Origin of the sequence: Maribacter antarcticus DSM 21422 (assembly GCF_000621125.1) — a bacterium.
Classification (GTDB): domain Bacteria; phylum Bacteroidota; class Bacteroidia; order Flavobacteriales; family Flavobacteriaceae; genus Maribacter; species Maribacter antarcticus.
Window position 1 is genome coordinate 334,463 of record NZ_JHZC01000004.1, and the last position, 17,677, is coordinate 352,139.

Here is a 17,677-nt window from a genome sequence, read left to right on the forward strand (position 1 = left end):
GGTATTCTCAAATTTTATATTCTAATTATCTATCCAACCAATGGGTTCAAAACCGGTCCTAAATCTACTTTCAATGCATGGCGCGGAAGATATAATTTCTAGAAGCGGAATTGGAGGAGTAGTTTCAAAACTAAACTGTGGCAATGGGTCGATTTCATCTTCCAAGATGTCCGTTCGTTCGATAAAAATGGTTGCGTTTGAATTGGATGCGGCCGTGAATCGCCCTAAAACTATTTCGTTGTCATCGCTTGGGTTGAATAAATTACCGATTACAGCGGCAGGTGGAGGGGCATCAAAATTCCCATTATTGTCAACAATATCCTTCAACCTTCGGTAATATTGATAGGCATCGAAAGATAAAGAAACCTGTTCCAAGGAAACTAGAATATTTTCATTGGTATATAATGGGACTTTTGCGGCAGGATAATCATTAACAGAAAATCCATTTATGAATTCGTCGTCTAAAATTTCGACAGACTCGTTGGAACGGATAGTCCAGCATCCTGTTTCGCAGCCATACGTATAATATGCGGCTCTAGGGGAAATTCCCGGTTCAGGAGCTGGATTAGATTGACATTCTCCATTTCTGAAAATACCATTGTCACATATTTTACATAAAATTAAATTCTCAAAGGAACGAAAACGCCAGAGATAGTAATTTTTGTCTTCTGCGGGCTCATCGAAGCTTACAGCTATAGCATGGCCAGGAACGAACTTTCCTGAATCCTCCCTAAATAGTAAATCTTTTTCAAACGTTGCAGAAATATCTGAAATTAGAACCGATGGAATCACTTTTTCAGGAAGGGACTGGTATCGGGTTCCATCCGACAGGACTACGTTTAACTGCCATGTAGACCCGGGAGTAACTAAGAAATCAGTTGGAGGAACATACACATCGCTTTGTTCCTGTAGGTCGACTATTTCACCAGAATCCAGATTTTCGAAGGTCACTTGGGCTCCTTCTTGAAAAAGATTCCTATAGATTCCAAATTCGGCACTGGTGCGATTTATGACCACGGAAGAAGCACTAGGCGCGGAGGATGCAAACCCTTCTATGATTATTAGTTCATCAATAAATTGAAACTCAGGTGGAACGGGGTCGATGCAGGATACAGAAAGTAATAATCCGTATAAAGTGGTTGTAAATATTTTTGATTTATCAATAAGATATGTAACCATTGTTTTTGAAAAATTACATATTTTGTTAGTCGGTGTTTAGAATTAAATAGGTTTAAACTTTATATGGCCAAAGCTAAATTCACTTAAATATAAGAATTTTTGTTTTATAATTATGAATATAACCCTGAAGACAAGAAAGTAGACTTTCGAACACGAGCCTTGCTTGATATGTGACCTAAGAACTTTTAGTGTAAGAGGGCCTTAAAATAATTAAATCGATACAAAGCTACAGTGCTACATCTCTTATTCTAACAGGCTCTAATACGCCGATGCTGGTCTTGCACGAGAAAAAACAGCATTCTAATCGTGAGCTCAAGTATCCACCAATATAAAAGCCATAAGGTCTCTCTTTTTCTCTACCATGTGGTTTGTGTAACAAAACACCGGCGTTTTGTCTTGAGTCCAAAAGTTGATAGGATTTTAAAAAGGGCCTGCTTGGATATTGAGGATAGTTATGATATTCATTTTTTAGAAATCGGGTATGATCTAGATTATATTCATTTTCTTCTTTAGAGCGCTTCCACCTAAAGTCCAACTAAAATAGCGCGTACTTTAAAAAGTATTACTCCAAGGGAGATATTTGCACAAGCTCTAGGGGGGGAGCAAGACAGCGATTTTTTGTGGAGCCTTATGGGATATGGATTATTATATCAATACGGTTGGTCGGCATAGTAATAAAAAGGCGATTGCTCCATATGTCAAAAACCAAAGCAAAAAGGAAGAATTTGAGATTTTGTATAAAACTAATCACTTGAAACGATTCTAATAATGCCTCGTGTGCTTGGTATGAGGATTATTTGCATTGTTTTGTTCGGACGAAGGTTGGTATGATGTTAGTACTATTTTGTTACTTTCTATGCTTTTTGTGTAACTGAGCACTAATTCGTTGGTCGTTGGTATAAAAAGTAGGTTTTATTTTGAGTTAAAGTATTAACTTGTAGAAAAAAATATTTTTCATGCAAATAAAAGAATCTTCGGAAGTTTTTGATGTTATAATTGTCGGCTCTGGTGCCGGTGGTGGTATGGCCACCAAACAGTTGGCAGATGCCGGATTAAATGTTGCTGTAGTTGAAGCGGGTCCATTTTTTGACCCAGCAGACCCTAAAACCATGACTCAGATGAAACAGCCTTATGACTCTCCAAGAAGGGGAGCGGGAACTGATAGGGCTTTTGGAGAGTGGGATATGTCCTATGGCGACTGGGAAGTTAAAGGAGAGCCCTATACTGTGGAAGCGGGAACCACTTTTAAGTGGTGGCGCTCCAGAATGTTAGGCGGCCGAACCAATCACTGGGGTCGTATTTCCTTACGTTTTGGCCCAAAAGATTTCAAAGGTAAAACAAGAGATGGCCATGGCGAAGATTGGCCGATAGGATATGATGATGTAAAACCGTACTACGATAAGGTAGATAAATTGATTGGGGTTTTTGGCACCAACGAAGGATTAGAGAATGATCCCGATGGTTTTTTCTTGCCTCCACCAAAACCTAGATTACATGAACTTTTTTATACAAAAGGGGCAAAGAAATCAGGCATTCCCGTAATTCCGGGACGACTTTCTATGTTGACCAAACGAATCAATAATGACCGTGGTATCTGTTTTTATTGTGGACAATGCGGACGTTCTTGTTCTGTATATGCAGATTTTTCAGCTGGTAGTTGTTTGATTTTTCCGGCACAAAAGAGTGTTGGACAGGTAAAGTTATTTGTGAATGCAATGGTGCGGGAAGTAACAACGAATGAAGAAGGAAGGGCTACAGGTGTTTCTTATATCAGCAAGGAAGATAGAAAAGAATATAAATTAAAGGCTAAAGTGGTTGTTTTAGCGGCATCTGCATGCAGCTCGGCACGTATCCTTTTGAATAGTAAAAGCAAGCAACACCCTAACGGACTCGGAAACAGTAGTAATCTCATCGGTAAATACCTACATGATTCGACGGGTAGTAGTGGTATGGCCTTCGTTCCAGATCTTATGAATAGGGATGTTTCTTACAATGAAGATGGTGTTGGAGGTATGCATGTGTATAGTCCGTGGTGGGGAGATAATAGTAAATTAGATTTCCCTAGGGGGTATCATATCGAAGTATGGGGTGGCATGGGGCAACCTAATTATGGCTTTGGCTTTGATCAAGGTGCTTTTAATAAATTAGTGGGACTTCCCACAGGTGGCTATGGGGAAAAGCTACGTGATGAGGTAAAATCATATTACGGCGCAATTGTTGGTTTTGGTGGTAGAGGTGAAGGTTTAGCTGTAAAAGATAATTACTGTGAAATAGACCCGACTACTGTTGATGATTTTGGCATACCTGTACTTAAGTTTAACTATAGATGGTCTGATGTAGAAGTGAGACAGGCTAAGCATATGCAGGATTCTTTTGAAGAGATTACGCACAATATGGGGGGTATTTATTTAAATAGACCAGGAGCAGATAAGAATCACGGTCTACATCCACCCGGAGAGATTATTCATGAAGTAGGAACGACCCGCATGGGCGACGACCCTACAACCTCTGTAACGAATAAATTCAATAGGTTACATGATGTAGATAACGTATTTATAGTGGATGCCGGCCCGTTTGTGTCTCAAGCGGATAAAAACTGTACATGGACTATATTGGCCTTATCGTGGAGAGCAAGTGATTATATTATTGAACAATTGAAACAGCAAAATATCTAGAGTATGGCAATGGATAGAAGAAAGAGTATACAAACTATGATTTTAGGTGCAGGAGCTTCGGCTTTGGCCTTTCATGGATGTAAAACAGAGGATAAGACGGCCGATGAGGCCTTAACCCTTGTAGAGGACATCAATTATTTTGGTAGGACACCAGATGAATTGGAGCGAATTGAAAAATTAAATGCGGAGCAACTTTTCAACGCACATGAGATGGAGACCATTGCGGTTTTGAGTACCGTTATTCTACCTGCAAAAGAACCACACGGTGGGCCAATAGAAGCAGAAGTTCCAGAATTCATAGAGTTTATTGGTAAGGATATGCCTGACATGAAAAATACCCTGCTAGGCGGATTAATGTGGATGGACCATAAGAGTAATTCGGAATTTGGAACCGAGTTTAAGACGGCCACTTTAGAACAGCAAAAACAAATTTGTGATCAAATTTGTAATCATGATGATGATGTACCCTTAGACGAGCAAGCCCTTGAAATTCAATTTTTTGCTTTAATTCGGAATTTGGTGGTCACTGGATACTACACCTCTAAAGTAGGCATAGCCGATTTAGGGTATAAGGGAAACATGCCCAATGTATGGGACGGCGTGCCCCAAGAAGTATTAGATAAGCATGGTGTTGAATACGATCCGGAATGGATTGCGAAATGTATAGATCAAAGTACTAGGAATACAGTAGCTACTTGGGATGAAAAAGGAAATCTACTTACCTAGGATATGCTCTAATTAACAAATTATATACCTGGTAAATATGAAAAAAGCACTTCTGGTCCTTGCTTTCCTTATGGTGGGCAATATAGTTATAGGTCAGGAAATAGGCCTGCAATTATACAGTTTGCGAAATCAGTTTAAAACAGATGTTCCTGGCACCTTAGATTTAATTCAGTCATGGGGCATCACCAATATTGAAGGTGGTGATTCCTACGGCGTACCTTTAGCTGAGTTCAAAAAAATGTTGAAGGATAGGGATTTAAAAATGAGAAGTATTCAAGGCGGATACATGGACTTAAAGAGCAATGTGGAAAAGGTCATAAAAGACGCCAAAGATTACGATGTATCTTATGTTATGTGTGCTTGGATAGACCATGAAGGAGGTAGATTTGATTTTGAAAAGGCGAAAGAAGCTACCGAAGTGTTTAATAAAGCAGGTAAACGTTTACAGGAAGAAGGGATAACCTTGGTGTATCATGCCCACGGCTATGAGTTTAAGAATTATGAAGACGGTTCCTTGTTTGATTACATGGCGAAAAATGCGGAGCACTTTGGATTCGAAATGGATGTCTATTGGGTACAACATGGTGGAGGAAATCCTATGATATTGTTGAACAAATATACCGATAAGTTCAAGTTGATGCATTTAAAGGATATGGAACATGGAATGGTAGGGAACGTTTCGGGACATTCAGATGTAGAAACCAACGTAACCCTAGGTACCGGTCAAATAGACATGGACGGACTTATAAAAAGAGCAAAGGAACTAGGGATAGAATATATGTTTATAGAGGATGAGTCGTCCCGTGTTGTGGAACAAGTTCCCCAAAGTGTAACATATTTTGAAAGTATAATGGACTGATTTCGAAGAACTACTTATTCTTAGTTCTTTACTTGAATATGATACAAGTTCAAATTTATAAGAACTTAGGTTTTGACCTTATAGACAAGTGTAATGCAAGGTTATAATACAAAAAGAGTAGTGCAAAGTTAGTTTTCGTTGTAATTTTTGCTCTGGTATTTTGAAATAGCTTGCTTGACTCAAAGTAAGGTTTATGGGTTCTAATATGTAAGAAGAGCGCGTTGATACCAAATAGGGAAGTACCCCCGACCGATAGAAGCTTCACTTCTATTTTCATACTTCTTTATAGTAATGAATATTTTATAAATTTATGATTTTGCTCTGGCCTACTTTTCAGCATTAACATCAGAATAGCTTATATTTATACAGCAAAGCAAAGGGTCACTTTAAGACAGGTTGCCGTGTTTGGTAGTTGTACGAATTCCCCTTTATAGAAAAATAGGGACACTGCGAATGATTCTTAGTTGTTAACTCCTCTGTATTAATTTGTAGTACTACTTTTATGGTAATCACCTTAAAAATGAAGTTAAATCTTAGTTTGTTCCTGCTTATGGTAGGAGTTCTTTTAAGCTGTGCTGAAAAGAACGAGCCTCAAGAAATCACACCGAAAATAAAACAGCCCAATATCATTTGGCTGGTAGCTGAAGACCAATCTCCGGAATGGTTTCCCATGTATGGGGATAGTACCATTTTATTACCCAATTTAGAAAGTTTATCAAATGATGCAGTAATCTTTGACAATGCCGTTTCGCCGGTTCCAGTATGTGCACCAGCGCGTAGTGCTTTGATTACGGGCATGTACCCTTCCACTTTGGGTACCCATAACATGCGCACCTATACCGCTTGGCGAGAAATAAACCAACCCTTATTAGATAGTCTACCAAGTTATTCTCCGGTTGTTCCGGATGGCGTAAAAATGTTTACCGAATATCTTCGGAAAGAAGGTTATGACACAATCAATGGCCCTAAGGAAGATTATAATTTTGCTAAGACGGATGCCGCTTGGGATGAAAGTGGTAATGAGCGGCACTGGCGTAAAAGGAAGGAAGAGCAGCCCTTCTTTGCTGTCTTTAATTTTTCTGTTTGTCATGAGTCGCAAATTTGGAAACGGGGTAAGGACACTCTTTTTGTCGATCCTACAACTATTTCAATACCACCTTATTTTCCCGATACTAAAACAGTACGGCAAGACATGGCAGTTAATTATAGTAACCTTAAAAGATTAGACGATCAAGTCGGAGAAATTTTGGACAACATAAAAGAAGATGGCCTCTATGAAAATAGTATAATTTTCTTTTACGGCGATCACGGCGGACCCTTCCCTAGGCATAAACGGGCATTGTATGATACTGGTTTGAAAGTTCCGTTGGTGATTAAATTTCCAAAAAGTAAAAATGCAGGAAGTAGGGATAATCGCTTAATTAGTTTTATTGATTACGCGCCCACGGTACTTTCCTTAGCAAGTATTAAACCGCCCAAAGTCATGCAAGGGAAGGCACAATTTGGTTTTTTTGAGGCGGATATAAAACCAGAATATACCTTTCACAGCGCTGATCGTTTTGATGAAATTTATGATCGCTTACGAGCGGTGAGGTCAGGTAGATACAAATACATAAAAAGTTTTAATACGAATCTTAGCCATGCGTTACCTGTTGCTTATCGAGAGCAAATGCCCATGATGGCAGAGCTTCGACAGCTTTATAATACAGGGAAATTAAACAATGATCAAGCACGTTGGCTTAGCCCGACTAAACCCGAAGAAGAACTATACGATTTACAAAACGATCCTTACGAACTGCAAAATTTGGCTACGAAACCAGAACTTAAGGACACATTAGATCACTATCGCACCGTATTGCGAAATTGGATAAAAGAGACCAAAGATTTAGGTGAATTCGAAGAAAGAGAGCTGATGACACGTTGGTTATTAGCTGGAAAACCACTACAACTTGCGCCAATACAAATGGAGGAAACGAATCGAGGTATTGAGCTAAGTTCTATAAAATCAGATGCTACTTTAGTTTGGAAACAGCACCAAGATTCTATTTGGAACATCTATACAGGACCTATCCCGAAAACCATTTCTTTTGAAGCGAAGGCGGAACGTATTGGTTATTTAGATAGTGTTATTCTTGAGTATAGGGTAAAGTAAAAACTTGTTTTTTTGTCTAGGTCTTTTTGATTTAAAATTATGTAGGTATAAAAAATACGGAGCACAAAGAAGCATGTGACCATTACAAAATATCCTAATGTCCCATAACTAAGTACGCTAGGATGTCCTCAATAGGGATAAATTGCCAATCTAGTGAAAGAAGTTTTTAACAAAGCAGGAAAGTGGTAACCGATGAATCTTCTCGTGTTGTTGAACAGATGCCTAAAAATTGAGAATCTTGGAAAAACTTGGATTAAAAAAGTTCAACTAAAAAATAAAAGCTTCTGTTTCCAAAGAATAGAAGCTTTTTTATGAATTCGTATAAAGTGACGGTATTCAGAGTAAGACAAACTAGTAAAGGGTATTGCCTTCTTTCTATTCTTTAATTGCCAAACCTACCATAGAATCTGCCGTACCATAGTATAAAAACCATTTTTCTTTAAAGTAGACTAAGCCTTCAATAAAAGTGGTTCCAGCCTTATATTGTCCGCTTATTTCATGGGGTAGGCTAGGACATATAAAAGGAGTCTCCAATCGGGCAATCATTCTTGTAGGGTCGTTTTTATCGAATAATACTTGCCCACCGCAATAGGTGCCTTGAGGAACTTTGGATGTTGCACCCTCACCACTTAGATTTTTGCCGTTGTACAAGAGCAGTATACCATTTTTGGTGTAAATTGCTGGAGGTCCAGGTTCGGTCAAGTGGCTATCAAATTCGTTCACGGTAGGCGTAAAGGAGTGTAGTAATTCTCCGTTTTCCTTTAAAGTGGGTTCCCAATCTGTCCCGTTAGAAGAAACCGCAAGATTCACGAAAAGTTCGCCCCAATACATCAGGTACTTTCCATTTATTTTTTTGGCAATCAATCTTCCATTCACCAATTCTGTTACCATAGAGCCAGACTTGCTCCAAACATCCAGAAACTTTCCGTCGTGGGCCTCTTCAAAAACAGGACCTTGCTTGGTCCAATTTTTTAAATCCTTGGAGGTAGCGCTTGATAAACGAGCAACATCGGTATTCCAACTTGTATAGAGCATGATGTATTCTCCATCCGGTGTCTCAACAATCCTTGGGTCTTCTATTCCTCCAGGTTGGTCCCATTGCGAAAATGCGTCGTTATCTGGATATAGGACAGGTTGGGGATGCTTTGTAAAGCTTATTCCATCTGTACTATAAGCTAAGCCAATTCTTGATGTTCTTCCACCAAGAATAGCTTTAGGGTTGTCTTCTGCCCGAAATAGTACAAATACGGTATCGTTACGTACCACGGCACCGGGATTAAACACATCGGCTTTTTGCCATTTCACTACTGTATTACTCACTGGGTCATTGAAAACATAGGAAGAATCTGCTGTCATAATAGGATTAACAGCTGTTTTATTAAAATCTAACATCCATACCCCATCAGCAGTATCCTGCGAAATTATAGGAATTGGTTTTGTGTCCTTACAGGAAGTTACGAGGTATAAGAAGGGGAGTAGGATAGTTATAAATTGTTTCATTCGGGTTTAATTTTATGCATTAAGTTGGGTATAAAAATAGCATAGAAACGGACTATTGGATGCTTCGTGCAGAAACCATGGATTATAAAAGAATACATACTGTTGTCTTTGGCTTAATATCCTTTAAAGGCAGCTAGTGACTATTAGGGTGTATGTATTGGTGTGTTGCGCACGCTGCTTGTTTTGTAGCGCAAAGTCAATTTCAAAAAATACTGTTCCGTTACTACTCAATTCGCTTAAATAAGAGAAGGCGAACATCCATAGCTCTTTTTCCTGGAATCTGAAGGGCTTTTAACACCAAGGGGTTTCTTCCTTTTGTAAGATTAATAGTTCCGAGTTTTTTAGGTTTAAAGTCTTTCACGTAAGATTCTATTCTAGGGCTGCGGTCATTTTCCATACCGGTCAATGGTGGGTCATGGGCTTCTGTTAATTCGGTAATTAAAGAGTTTTCTCCGTGGTTTAGCTGAACCGTCACCCTCTCATCGTCATTTGCCAAAGTGTAAAATAGACTTACTTCAAAAGTGCCGCTTTCTAATACATCAATATCCCAAGTTATAGAGTCCTTACTACTGGTCCAATGTGTAAAGAAAGTATCATTAGGGTGTATACTACTTCGCTTTATAGTTCCATGAGCAGTGCCGTCACGAGCGGGTATTTGCGTGTAGCTGTATGCTGGATGTCCGAGGGTAAAAGGCCGTTTATCATTTACTGATACCATAGGATTTGTGTTGGCTAACCAGTGGGATTTTGCGCGTTCTAGAGAATCTTTGATTTTGGGATGCTTATTGGAGATATCTAATGTTTGTCCCAAATCTTTAATCATATCATATAAGCGTCCCTGTTCATCTAGCCGATACTGTTGCGTCCTAACGCTTGTGCTTCCTTTCCAGTGATTGAAAATAAATCTATTCTGTAGGGTACTAGCGTCGTTCAATAGTAGTTTTGATAAATCTATTCCATCCAACGGTTTTTTAGTATTAGCCGTAATCCCGATTAAACTTGCTATTGTTGGTAGAATATCTATTGCGCTAGCAATCTGCCTTACGTTCTTGCCAGCCTTAAACGTATTTTTCCATTGTATGTGAAAAGGTGTGCGCACCCCTCCCTCATCTGTAGACCCTTTTCTACCGCGCATGCCACCATTCCACCGCCAGCCATTTGGACCATTATCGGACATGAAAATAATAATCGTATTTTCCTCTAGTCCCAATTCCTTTAGCTGCTTTGTGATGCGCCCCACGTTAAAATCAATATTCTCTACCATGGCCAATGCTGCTTTGGTAAAATTTATATTTTCATTCTCGTCACCCTGATATCTTTTTTCCAAGGTTTTATCCTTGAAATTGTTCCAATAGGCGTCGGGCACTTGCATAGGGCTATGTGGGGTGTTGTATGGGAGGTAAAGGAAAAACGGACCTTCTTTTTCTTTCTCTATAAACTGAAGCCCTTTATTCGTTAAATCATCAACCAAAAACCCCTTACCCTTAACGATGGCTCCATTGTGCTCTAACATAGGATCAAAGTAATTGCCCCAATGACCAGATGTAAAGCCATAAAAATCATCAAAACCTCTGGAATTTGGATGATAGGGGGGCTGCATGCCGTTATGCCACTTTCCATAAGCCGCAGTAGCGTATCCTTCTTTTTTTAAAACATCAGCTAAGGTAGTTTCATCAAGATTCAATCGCTCGCCTCCGCTAGAGGTGCTGTGCACCCCTAAACGTGTATAGTGCCTTCCTGTAAGTAGCTCCGCTCTTGTAGGGGAACAGACAGGTTGTACAAAGAAGTTTTCAAAAGAAACGCCGTTCGTTGCTAAGCTATCGATATTTGGGGTGTGAAGATTGGTGTTTCCATTATAACTGAGGTCTCCCCAACCTTGATCATCCGCTACGATGAGAACGATATTCGGGGGTAGACCTTTTTTAGTTTCTAGTAAAGAATTAACCGATGAACCTTTCTTTTTAGTATCTCCACAGGAAATCGTTAGTATTAGGAGTACTGCTATAAGAGAAGAATATTGTTTCATAGTTTTTGGTTAAATTGCTGCTATGGTATTTCTTTGCTAGTGTGGTTTTTAACTAGCCCACCAGGCGTTGTTTTTTTAATCTTAAACTTTCTAATATTGATTTGTCTAAAAATAAACATTAAAAAGTCTTTTCGGCCTTCCATTTATTTAATAATGACGTTTGTATTTGTACTCCTAAGCTCTTGTAAGAATGAGAATAGCAACAGTAAGGAAATTGGCCCAGCAATTACGAAGCAAGCAAGACAAGACACGATTACAGAGACAGCGGTGTTAGATGAGGTGCTGCAGACGAAACCCGCACCGGTATCTTTGGAATCACTTGCTGATTCTACATTTATTCGCTTGGCCGATTATAGTGATGGTTTTGGGTATGACATGCGTTATGCCACAGAGAATAATTTTCTGAAAGAAAAAGTCTACGATTGTGCCGAGTGTTATACCCGCGTAAAGACTGCGAAAGCCTTACTAGCTGCAAATACCGATTTCAAGAAAAAAGGGGTTAAAATTAAATTTTTTGATTGTTACCGGCCCAATTCGGTCCAGTATAAGATGTGGAAAATTGTTCCAAATCCACAATATGTCGCAAACCCTGTAAAAGGTTCGATTCATAATAAAGGTGGTGCTGTAGATATTACTTTGGCAACATTGGATGGGGAGGAACTAGACATGGGAACCGACTTTGATTTCTTTGGTAAACGCGCCTATCACGATATGACCGATTTACCGAAGGAGATACTGGATAACCGAAAACTGCTTAAGGAAACCATGGAAAAGCATGGCTTTTGGTCTATACGAACGGAGTGGTGGCATTACAATCTTTCCACAGCATCTAATGATTCAGTAGCTAATTTTAAATGGGACTGTAACTAAACTGTATATTTATGAATCGTATTTTATTACTATTTCTTGTTGTTTTTGTTGGTCAGGTCTGCGCTCAAGATAGCATTATACCTTTATGGCCTAAAAATCGTATCCCAAACCGCATAGCTTCGGAGGAAGTAGAAGAGCATAAACACAATGGTATATTACGAATTAGTACCGTACAAGAGCCAAGTATAGAAGTGTATCTGCCTTCAAAATCAAATGCTACGGGAGAAGCTGTGCTTATTTTTCCTGGAGGTGGTTACGGAATTCTTGCCTATGACTGGGAAGGTACTGATATTGCCAAATTTCTTAATGGAAAAGGTATAGCAGGTATTGTAGTAAAATATAGATTGCCCTCAGATATTTCTCAAAAAAACAAACACGAAGTACCACTTATCGATGCACAGCGCGCCATGCGTTTGGTGCGGAGTAATGCTGCTCGTTTTCATTTAGACACCAAAAAGATAGGGATATTGGGTTTTTCGGCGGGTGGACATCTAGCAAGTACTTTAGGAACGCAGTTTGGGAAGAAGGTATACGACCCTTTTGATGCTATAGATAACGAAAATGCACGTCCCGATTTTATGGCCTTGGGTTATCCTGTAATTACCTTTGGGGATAAGACACACCGTGGAAGTAAAATGAATTTGATAGGGGACAAGCCTACCCAAGAAATGGTAGATAGGTACTCGAGCGAAAAGAACGTAACCGAGCACACACCTCCCACTTTTTTGTTCCATGCTAGTGATGATACCGGGGTTCCTGTTGAAAATAGTTTATTGTTTTACAGTGCCTTAAACGAGAAAGGGGTTTCGGCTACCTTATTCGTTTATCCAAACGGGGGTCACGGATTTTCATTGGCCCTTAAAGACCCTTTTTTAAAGGGTTGGTCCGATCAGCTGGTACAATGGATCAGCAACCTGAATTAATGGAATTATTATTTCAAAAAGATAGACGTATTTCTTATTGACTTTTATATTTTTGCACTCCTATTTTAAAGCCAGCATTCGTTTCGGTTCTATCAGAAATTAGGAATTTTTTTATTTTAATTTGGAATTTTTCGGGATGTAGCGCAGTCCGGTAGCGCACTCGGCTGGGGGTCGAGTGGTCGCAGGTTCAAATCCTGTCATCCCGACATAGCTAAAAAGTGAACTTTCTACATGGTTCACTTTTTTATTTTTAAGAATATCCAGCATATAGATTACTAGCGAATTACTTTTAGTGCAGGTATTCGGTTCATACTCCGAAAAGTCTTTTAGATGAAATATCTTTAATTCTAAAGGTCTTTTTTAGATATAATGAACCTCCTTTCTCTCAAATTTGATTTAAATTTTTGATAGCATTATAAATCAGGTATCTTTGATTTTAAGATATAGCGGAATATATTCAATTAATCCTGCAAAACGTAACCATAAGTAAAAATGAACAAGGAATTAGATCAACTAGCGGCCGATAATATTAGGGCATTGGCCATTTCAATGGTAGAAAAAGCGAATTCTGGACATCCTGGAGGACCCATGGGAGGCGCCGATTATATGCATATTTTATATTCGGAATTTTTTAATTTTGATCCATCGGATATGCAATGGTCTTTTCGCGATCGATTTTTTATGGATGCAGGCCATTTGTCTTCTTTGATGTATTCGCAGTATTATTTACTTGGGAATTATAAAAAGGAGGACGTTGCTAGTTTTAGACAATGGGGTTCCATAACTCCTGGACATCCGGAAGTGGATGTGGCAAGGGGAATAGAAAATACTTCAGGTCCATTGGGACAAGGTCATACCATGGGAGTTGGTGCTGCAATAGCTGCCAAATTTCTACAAGCCCGTTTTGGCGATTGGATGAACCATAAGATTTATGGCTTTATTTCTGATGGTGGCGTACAGGAGGAAATATCACAAGGAGCGGGTAGAATCGCTGGACATTTAGGATTGAATAATTTTATCATGTTCTACGATTCCAACGATGTGCAATTATCTTCTAAGACGGCCGAGGTTACTTCGGAAGATACCGCCATGAAGTATGAAGCATGGGGATGGAAAGTGGTTACGATTGATGGTCACGACCATGAACAGATAAGGAAAGCACTTAAAGATGCCAATGCGGAAACAGAAAAGCCTACCCTAATTATTGGTGAAACCATAATGGGGAAAGGCTGTGTTACTGCAGACGGTTCTATGTACGAAGGGTATACGGAACTTCACGGTAAACCTATTGGGGATACCGGCGCGGATTACGATAAAACCATGGAAAACCTTGGGGCTGATGTTTCTAATCCTTTTGATATATATGGGAAGGTTGCTGTTTTTTATGGGGATATCTTATCCAACAAAATCAAAGAGGCAGCAGAAAAGAAAAAGGAGATAGCTGCATGGAGAAGCTCTAATGGGACATTGGCTACTAAACTAGATTGCTTTCTTTCTGGGAAATTACCCGAACTGGATTTTGAGTCTATTTTACAAAAAGAAGGTTTGGCTACCAGAGCAGCCTCCTCAGCGGTGTTAGGCCACTTAGCAGAGAATGTGGAGAATATGATTGTTTCTTCCGCAGATTTATCCAACAGTGATAAAACAGATGGTTTCTTAAAGAAAACCACGATACTCAAAAAAGGAGATTTTTCAGGTGCTTTCCTGCAAGCAGGTGTTGCCGAATTGACCATGGCTACGATTGCAAACGGAATTGCACTGCACGGAGGTATTATCCCGGTTGTAGCTACGTTCTTCGTATTTTCTGATTATATGAAACCTGCCATTCGTTTAAGCTGTATTCAAGAGCTTCCGGTGAAGTTCGTTTGGACACATGATGCGTTTAGGGTAGGTGAGGACGGTCCTACGCACCAGCCTGTAGAACAAGAAGCACAAATACGATTATTAGAAAAATTAAAGAACCATAGCCATGAACAAAGTTTCGTTGCTTTGCGGCCTGCAGATTCTATGGAAACTAATGTGGCGTGGAAAATGGCTATGGAAAACAGCAAGACTCCAACAGGACTAATTCTTTCTAGGCAAGGCATTAAAGATATTCCTGCGAAATCTGGCCATAGATATAAAGAAGCTTTAGGTGCAGAAAAAGGAGGGTATTTGGTACAAGAAGTCACTGATCCGGACGTGGTCTTAATCGCCAACGGTTCCGAAGTAGCTACCTTGGTAGAAGCGGCAAAACTGTTGGAGAGCAAGGAAGGATTAAAAGTGAACATTGCCTCTATTCCATCAGAAGGAATCTTTAGACAACAGTCTAAAGAGTATCAGCAAAAAGTTATTCCAACCAATAAACCTATTTTCGGACTTACAGCAGGTTTGCCGGTTAATCTAGAGGGCTTGGCGGGACCAAATGGGAAAGTGTTTGGTTTGGAGCATTTTGGCTACTCCGCACCAGCAAAAGTACTAGACGAGAAATTTGGTTTTACCGGAGAACAAGTGTTTAAGCAAGTAGTCGATTTTTTAAAATAACGAATTAATTTAAAATATAGCAAATGAAATTTTTTATAGATACAGCAAATTTAGCAGATATAACAGAAGCGCAAGATATGGGTGTTTTGGACGGGGTAACCACCAATCCTTCCCTAATGGCGAAAGAAGGTATTACTGGAGCGGACAATATTATAGAGCACTACAAGAAAATATGCAATGCCGTGGATGGTCATGTGAGTGCAGAGGTTATTTCAACCGATTTTGAAGGTATGGTTGCCGAAGGAGAAAAACTGGCGGCCTTGAATCCACAAATCGTGGTAAAACTTCCTATGATTGCCGATGGTGTAAAAGCCTGTAAGTATTTTTCAGACAAAGGAATAAAGACCAACGTAACCTTGGTGTTCTCTGCTGGTCAGGCATTGTTAGCTGCTAAGGCAGGTGCAACGTATGTTTCTCCGTTTATTGGAAGATTGGATGATATTTCAACAGATGGCCTAGGTCTTATCGCAGATATTCGTCTTATTTATGATAACTACGGTTATGAAACCGAAATATTGGCAGCATCCATACGTCACGTAATGCATATTATTGACTGTGCAAAAATTGGTGCCGATGTAATGACTGGACCCCTATCTGCTATAAAAGGATTGTTGAAGCATCCATTAACAGATAGTGGTTTAGCTAAATTCTTAGAGGATTATAAGAAGGGGAACTAAAAAAGTTGTCTAAATTTTAAAGTATTATAATGCATCTACCATTAGTTTTTGGTAGCTGCATTTTTTGTTTTTTTAATAATTTGATTTGCGCTATTCATTTAACGAATTTGGGAGATTCGGGAACCGAGTTTATCCAAATGTAAACTTAGTTGCCCTTTGCCCTAAATATTTAGTATTATCATTGAGCCATACTTATAGTTTAGGTCAAAAATGTAGCTACTATTACACAAACAGTGAAATAGTGAAAACAACAAGCGCTGCAAAAACACCAATTAGGAGTGCTCCTCTAGTGTAAAGCTTATACCCTGTCTTTACATTCATTCCTGTAAGTTGGGTCACTACCCAAAACGAACTGTCATTCGCATGTGGTACTACCAATCCGCCTGCACCAATAGCAATTACGACAAGCGCTTTTAATATTTCGGAGTCAAAACCCATACTGGCCATTAACGGCGCCATTATAGAAGCTGTAGTTATTAAAGCAACGGTAGAAGATCCTTGAGCAGTTTTAATAGCGGCACTCAATAGAAATGGAAGCCAAATACCAATGGTTATACCTTCAAACATGTGGGCCATAGCATCTCCTATACCGGAGTATTGAAGGATTTTTCCAAAAATACCACCAGCTCCTGTTATCAATAGTATAGTCGATGCACTTTGTAGTGCTTTCCCTGTCCATCCAGCTTCGGAAAGCATAGCTAAATCAAACTTTTTTGGTAGTGTAAAAGCCAATAATACTCCAATAATCAATGCGATTAGTGGGGAACCAACAAAGGAGATTAGCGTTATCAAAAAACTATTTTCAGACATGTCAGTCGCAAAGAATAATATTAACGACTTGCTAATGATGAGCAAGATGGGCACAACAATGGGCAAAAAAGATTTAAAGGTGCTAGGTGCCGTTTTTACTTTTTCAATAATATCCTCTTCTGTGAGTTCTGGATTGGGGTCTATGTAGGTTTTACCTGCTACTCTTTTCGCATAAATAATCGCAACAACTAGTGAAAGGGCGCTTACAACAATCCCCAAAATCATGACCAAACCTATATCTGCATCTAAAATACCAGCTGCGGCAATAGGTCCTGGGGTTGGAGGCACCATTACATGGGTAAGCATAAGGCCAAGAATTAAGGCGATACTGGTTCCTGCAATGGATAATTTTGCTTTTTTTGATAGCGATTTGTTCAAGGGATTTAAAATAATAAAACCGCTATCGGCAAAAACAGGGATAGAAACGATATAGCCAAGAATTCCCATAGCGGCATGTACGTTCTTTTTTCCAATGATGCGTAGCACTAATTCTGCCATTTTGTAAGCAGCCCCTGTCTGTTCTAAAAAAGCTCCGATAAGGACTCCGAGTAAAATTACAAGTCCTATCTTACCTAACGTTCCGCCAAAACCTTCTTCAATAGAAGTAATTAGCAGATTTAATGGCATCCCACTGGTGATACCAAAAAATATAGAGGCAGTCAAGAGCGCTAAAAAAGGATGAACATTCAATTTAGCCGTTAGCAACACGATGATTAAAACACTTACTATCAATAAAACTAAAAGCATATCCTAAATT

At 39.3% G+C, this 17,677-nt stretch carries 13 protein-coding genes and 1 tRNA gene; 10 read left to right on the plus strand and 4 right to left on the minus strand.

Going from position 1 to position 17,677, the window contains the following annotated elements:
* Window positions 1–21: 21 nt before the first annotated feature.
* A complete protein-coding gene (locus tag Q360_RS0101465) occupies window positions 22–1,179 on the minus strand; it encodes a DUF4249 family protein (RefSeq protein ID WP_027075501.1) in 1,158 nt (385 codons plus the stop codon).
* 306 nt (window positions 1,180–1,485) lie between these two features.
* Between Q360_RS0101465 and Q360_RS27330 the strand changes: the two genes are divergently transcribed.
* From Q360_RS27330 to Q360_RS0101485, 5 genes are all read left to right on the plus strand, one after another.
* Window positions 1,486–1,692 carry a transposase gene (locus tag Q360_RS27330; protein ID WP_169734615.1) on the plus strand — a complete coding sequence of 69 codons (207 nt, stop codon included), beginning with the start codon at window positions 1,486–1,488 and terminating at the stop codon, window positions 1,690–1,692.
* A 443-nt stretch (window positions 1,693–2,135) separates the two neighbouring features.
* On the plus strand, window positions 2,136–3,854 hold the full coding sequence (locus Q360_RS0101470; RefSeq protein ID WP_027075502.1) for a GMC family oxidoreductase: 1,719 nt from the start codon (window positions 2,136–2,138) through the stop codon (window positions 3,852–3,854).
* Window positions 3,855–3,857: 3 nt separating this feature from the next.
* Window positions 3,858–4,580, plus strand: a complete 723-nt coding sequence (locus tag Q360_RS0101475) for a gluconate 2-dehydrogenase subunit 3 family protein (protein ID WP_316931488.1) — start codon at window positions 3,858–3,860, stop codon at window positions 4,578–4,580.
* A 37-nt stretch (window positions 4,581–4,617) separates the two neighbouring features.
* The gene (locus Q360_RS0101480; protein ID WP_036194740.1) at window positions 4,618–5,439 is read left to right on the plus strand and encodes a sugar phosphate isomerase/epimerase family protein; all 822 of its coding nucleotides are present in this window, start codon (window positions 4,618–4,620) and stop codon (window positions 5,437–5,439) included.
* Window positions 5,440–5,959: 520 nt separating this feature from the next.
* Window positions 5,960–7,591, plus strand: coding sequence for a sulfatase family protein (locus Q360_RS0101485; RefSeq protein ID WP_027075505.1), 1,632 nt, complete (start codon window positions 5,960–5,962; stop codon window positions 7,589–7,591).
* A gap of 375 nt (window positions 7,592–7,966) precedes the next feature.
* On the opposite strand, the gene Q360_RS0101490 is transcribed toward Q360_RS0101485, so the two are convergent.
* Both Q360_RS0101490 and Q360_RS0101495 read right to left on the minus strand, forming a co-directional pair.
* The gene (locus Q360_RS0101490) at window positions 7,967–9,091 is read right to left on the minus strand and encodes a glycoside hydrolase family 130 protein (RefSeq protein WP_027075506.1); all 1,125 of its coding nucleotides are present in this window, start codon (window positions 9,089–9,091) and stop codon (window positions 7,967–7,969) included.
* A 223-nt stretch (window positions 9,092–9,314) separates the two neighbouring features.
* The gene (locus Q360_RS0101495) at window positions 9,315–11,117 is read right to left on the minus strand and encodes an arylsulfatase (RefSeq protein ID WP_027075507.1); all 1,803 of its coding nucleotides are present in this window, start codon (window positions 11,115–11,117) and stop codon (window positions 9,315–9,317) included.
* Between the two features lie 153 nt (window positions 11,118–11,270).
* Here Q360_RS0101495 and Q360_RS0101505 point away from each other — a divergent pair, with 153 nt between their 5' ends.
* The 5 genes from Q360_RS0101505 to fsa all read left to right on the plus strand — a co-directional run bounded on the left by Q360_RS0101505 (window position 11,271) and on the right by fsa (window position 16,110).
* Window positions 11,271–11,987: a M15 family metallopeptidase gene (locus Q360_RS0101505; protein ID WP_027075508.1), complete on the plus strand. Its 717-nt coding sequence runs from the start codon at window positions 11,271–11,273 to the stop codon at window positions 11,985–11,987.
* Between the two features lie 11 nt (window positions 11,988–11,998).
* Window positions 11,999–12,910, plus strand: coding sequence for an alpha/beta hydrolase (locus Q360_RS0101510; RefSeq protein WP_027075509.1), 912 nt, complete (start codon window positions 11,999–12,001; stop codon window positions 12,908–12,910).
* A 132-nt stretch (window positions 12,911–13,042) separates the two neighbouring features.
* Window positions 13,043–13,116, plus strand: a tRNA-Pro gene (locus tag Q360_RS0101515).
* 286 nt (window positions 13,117–13,402) lie between these two features.
* The gene (locus tag Q360_RS0101520; RefSeq protein ID WP_027075510.1) at window positions 13,403–15,433 is read left to right on the plus strand and encodes a transketolase family protein; all 2,031 of its coding nucleotides are present in this window, start codon (window positions 13,403–13,405) and stop codon (window positions 15,431–15,433) included.
* Window positions 15,434–15,456: 23 nt separating this feature from the next.
* A complete protein-coding gene (gene fsa / locus Q360_RS0101525) occupies window positions 15,457–16,110 on the plus strand; it encodes a fructose-6-phosphate aldolase (protein WP_027075511.1) in 654 nt (217 codons plus the stop codon).
* A 222-nt stretch (window positions 16,111–16,332) separates the two neighbouring features.
* Here fsa and Q360_RS0101530 read toward each other — a convergent pair whose 3' ends face one another.
* Window positions 16,333–17,667, minus strand: coding sequence for a GntP family permease (locus Q360_RS0101530; RefSeq protein WP_027075512.1), 1,335 nt, complete (start codon window positions 17,665–17,667; stop codon window positions 16,333–16,335).
* Between the last annotated feature and the right edge of the window lie 10 nt (window positions 17,668–17,677).

What these genes read in the sequence shown, in the direction of transcription:
- Q360_RS0101520 (WP_027075510.1), top strand. Translation starts at nt 13,403, where the DNA reads ATGAACAAGGAATTAGATCAACTAGCGGCCGATAATATTAGGGCATTG.
- Q360_RS0101485 (WP_027075505.1), top strand. Translation starts at nt 5,960, where the DNA reads ATGAAGTTAAATCTTAGTTTGTTCCTGCTTATGGTAGGAGTTCTTTTA.
- Q360_RS0101465 (WP_027075501.1), bottom strand. Translation starts at nt 1,179, where the DNA reads ATGGTTACATATCTTATTGATAAATCAAAAATATTTACAACCACTTTA.
- Q360_RS0101475 (WP_316931488.1), top strand. Translation starts at nt 3,858, where the DNA reads ATGGCAATGGATAGAAGAAAGAGTATACAAACTATGATTTTAGGTGCA.
- Q360_RS0101505 (WP_027075508.1), top strand. Translation starts at nt 11,271, where the DNA reads ATGACGTTTGTATTTGTACTCCTAAGCTCTTGTAAGAATGAGAATAGC.
- Q360_RS0101530 (WP_027075512.1), bottom strand. Translation starts at nt 17,667, where the DNA reads ATGCTTTTAGTTTTATTGATAGTAAGTGTTTTAATCATCGTGTTGCTA.
- fsa (WP_027075511.1), top strand. Translation starts at nt 15,457, where the DNA reads ATGAAATTTTTTATAGATACAGCAAATTTAGCAGATATAACAGAAGCG.
- Q360_RS0101480 (WP_036194740.1), top strand. Translation starts at nt 4,618, where the DNA reads ATGAAAAAAGCACTTCTGGTCCTTGCTTTCCTTATGGTGGGCAATATA.
- Q360_RS0101510 (WP_027075509.1), top strand. Translation starts at nt 11,999, where the DNA reads ATGAATCGTATTTTATTACTATTTCTTGTTGTTTTTGTTGGTCAGGTC.
- Q360_RS0101470 (WP_027075502.1), top strand. Translation starts at nt 2,136, where the DNA reads ATGCAAATAAAAGAATCTTCGGAAGTTTTTGATGTTATAATTGTCGGC.
- Q360_RS0101490 (WP_027075506.1), bottom strand. Translation starts at nt 9,091, where the DNA reads ATGAAACAATTTATAACTATCCTACTCCCCTTCTTATACCTCGTAACT.
- Q360_RS0101495 (WP_027075507.1), bottom strand. Translation starts at nt 11,117, where the DNA reads ATGAAACAATATTCTTCTCTTATAGCAGTACTCCTAATACTAACGATT.